The 2,776-nt window shown below is 62.9% G+C and carries 3 protein-coding genes and 1 pseudogene; all 4 read right to left on the bottom strand.

The window, feature by feature from the left end:
* Positions 1 to 40: 40 nt before the first annotated feature.
* The gene (locus EN964_RS31000) at positions 41 to 934 is read right to left on the bottom strand and encodes a LysR family transcriptional regulator (RefSeq protein WP_024504879.1); all 894 of its coding nucleotides are present in this window, start codon (positions 932 to 934) and stop codon (positions 41 to 43) included.
* 240 nt (positions 935 to 1,174) lie between these two features.
* Positions 1,175 to 1,276: pseudogene (locus tag EN964_RS38880) on the bottom strand (protein-L-isoaspartate(D-aspartate) O-methyltransferase); the annotation flags it as partial.
* 81 nt (positions 1,277 to 1,357) lie between these two features.
* Positions 1,358 to 2,200 (bottom strand): fumarylacetoacetate hydrolase family protein, encoded by an 843-nt coding sequence (locus tag EN964_RS30990; protein ID WP_127267269.1) that lies wholly within the window; start codon positions 2,198 to 2,200, stop codon positions 1,358 to 1,360.
* Positions 2,201 to 2,350: 150 nt separating this feature from the next.
* The coding region (gene leuD / locus EN964_RS30985) for a 3-isopropylmalate dehydratase small subunit (RefSeq protein WP_127277168.1) at positions 2,351 to 2,776 on the bottom strand (426 nt) is incomplete at its 5' end.

The raw sequence follows: 2,776 nt of genomic DNA, 5'->3' as shown, positions 1-2,776 counted from the left end.
TTATCAAACAGCGACGATCGGCGGCGGCTGGCGATCACCGCTATGGGACGGACCGCAGGTGATCGAGCATGAACAGCGCCGCGGTCGTCAGCTGTCGGTCGTTGCGGACGCAGATGACGTGCGGACGCGTCGACCATTCGTCGAGCAGCGGAATGGCGCAGACCCGGTCGTTGCCGACTTTGTCGGCCAGCACGCCGTCCGGCAGGATAGTGATGCCGAGCCCGGCCTCGACCATACGCACGGCCGATTCGAAGGTCTTCACCTCGATGCACGTCTTCAGCGTCATGCTGAGCGCGTCGGCCGCACCCGCGAGCAGGGTGCCGAGCGAACTGGTGACGGCGAGCCCGACATGGTCGAAGCCGAGCGTGTCGGCAAAGCGCACCCCGCCCGACGTGCTGAGCGGGTGGCCGGCCGGAACCAGAACCACCAGCTTGTCGTGCCTGTAGTCGAAGACATCCAGCGCATCCGGGAAGGCCATGTTGCCCGCGAGGATACCGATGTCCGTCAGGCCCTCGATCGTCGCCTGCAGGACGCCGAGGCTCGAATCCTCGACCAGGATGATCTTCACCGAGGGATAGGCCTTGGTGAAGCTGGCGATCTGGCTCGGCATGTATTGAACGATGGCCGAGGTGTGCGCGTGAATGCGCACCTGGCCGGCGACGCCGGAGGCGAAGGTGCTCATCTCCGAGGTCATCCGGTTGATCTGGCTGAACAGGGTCGCCGCGTGCTTGGCGAGCATCTCGCCGGCGGGCGTCGCCTCGACGCCGCGCGAATGCCGATAGAACAGCGGCGCCCCGAGTTCCGATTCAAGCGAGTGGAGGCGCTTGCTGATCGCCGACGACGCGATGTTCTCGCGCGCCGCCGCCTTGCTGATGTTGCCCAGATTGTAGACGGCAAGGAAGATTCTGAGCGTCGTGAAATCGGGATGGAACATGCCGTTCTGCCTTTGTTGGGTGGAACCGCTAGTCCTTAAGCGACAATCCGGCAGCGTCAAGCGCGGCCGGATTGGGAACGGTTGGCGCCGCGCGTCAGTCCTCTTCGGGCCCCGCATTGTTCGCCGATGAGCGGGAGGAACCGGCCGCCGCCGAAATCCTCCTCCCTGTAGGTCGCGGCTGCCCTTCGTGCGGTCCTGACGAGACGCTGGCTGTAGGGTCTTCGCCGACGGGATCAAGAGCCGGCCACCGATGTCGAGCTGTTCGCGCAGGGCGGGCGGCGGGGCGGGCGCGGCAGCCGCCACCAGGATGGCGTCGAAGGGCGCGGCGTCCGGCCAGCCCATGGTGCGTCGCCCGCGCGCACCGCGACGTTGTCGTAGCCGAGTTTCCCGAACCGTTGCCGCTGTGCAGGGCGTGTGCCCCTGTCAGCCTTGGTAGAACTCCTGACGCTGCATGCCGAGGCCCTCGATGCCGAGCGTAACGACGTCGCCTGCCTTGAGGAAGATGTTCGGTTTCTGGCCTAGGCCGACGCCAGGAGGGGTGCCGGTGGAGATGATGTCTCCCGGCAGCAGGCTCATGAACTGCGACAGGTAGGACACCAGATAGCGGACGCCGTAAATCATCGTTTTGGTCGAGCCGTCCTGGAATTTGCGCCCGTTGACCTCGAGATGCATCTTGAGGTTCTGCGGGTCGTCGATCTCGTCGGCCGTCACCAGCCACGGGCCGGTCGGTCCGAACGTATCGCAGGACTTGCCCTTGGTCCACTGGCCCTGACGTTCAGCCTGGAAGGCGCGCTCGGAAACGTCATTGATGACGCAATAGCCCGCGACATAGTCCATCGCCTCGGCCTCCGACACGTATTTTGCCGTCTTGCCGATGACGACGCCGAGCTCGACTTCCCAGTCGGTCTTGAGTGATCCACGCGGGATTTCGACCGGATCGTTGGGGCCGACAATGGCCGACGTGGCCTTCATGAAGATGATCGGCTCCGGCGGCACCGTCGCGCCCGTCTCTGCGGCGTGGTCGGAATAATTCAGGCCGATGCAGATGAACTTGCCGGTGCCGGCAACGCAGGCACCGAGGCGCGGGTTGCCTTCGATCAAGGGCAAGGTCATCGGGTCGATGGCGCGTAGTGCGTCAAGACTTTCCGGAAGCAACGTACTACCGGCAATGTTGGCCACCTTGCCAGATAGGTCGCGGATGCGGCCGTCCTTATCGAGCATTCCGGGCTTTTCCTGGCCCAACGGGCCATAATGCAACAACTTCATTTTAGGGGTCACTCCTCGACATGACTTCACGTTCTAAAGACGTAGTCGGCAGTCGTGGCGGCCGCAAAAGCCGGAAGGTCGCGGCCGATAGACAACAAGTTCCTTGCTACGCCAAACCTGCCATTTGGGCGATGAAGGCATTCGCGCTTATCAGTCCGGAACGGTCCAGCCCTGCTCGGCCGCGTGGCGCTTCTCGAAGGCATCGATTTGGTCCTTCTGTGACAGCGTGTAGTCGAGTTCGTCGATGCCGTTTAGCAAGCAGTGCTTGGAGAACTCATCTATCTCGAAGGAATGGACCGCTCCGTTCGGGGCGGTCAGAGTCTGTGCGGCGAGATCGACCTCAATGGTCGCCCCCTGTTGTTCCTTGAGCTGGATCATGATGCTGCTGATTGCGTCGCGTTTCAGTACCACTGGCAGCAGACCGTTCTTCAAGCTGTTGGAGAAGAAGATGTCGCCAAAGCTCGGCGCGACGACAACCCGGAAACCATAATCCGCAACCGCCCAGACGGCATTTTCGCGCGACGAGCCGCAACCGAAATTATCTTCGCCAACCAAGATCTCGCCGTGGCGATAGGG

Source organism: Mesorhizobium sp. M7A.F.Ca.CA.001.10.2.1 (assembly GCF_003998575.1).
Classification (GTDB): Bacteria; Pseudomonadota; Alphaproteobacteria; order Rhizobiales; family Rhizobiaceae; genus Mesorhizobium.
The sequence above is the reverse complement of the archived record's forward strand: the minus strand, read 5'-3'. Positions and strand labels throughout refer to the sequence as shown.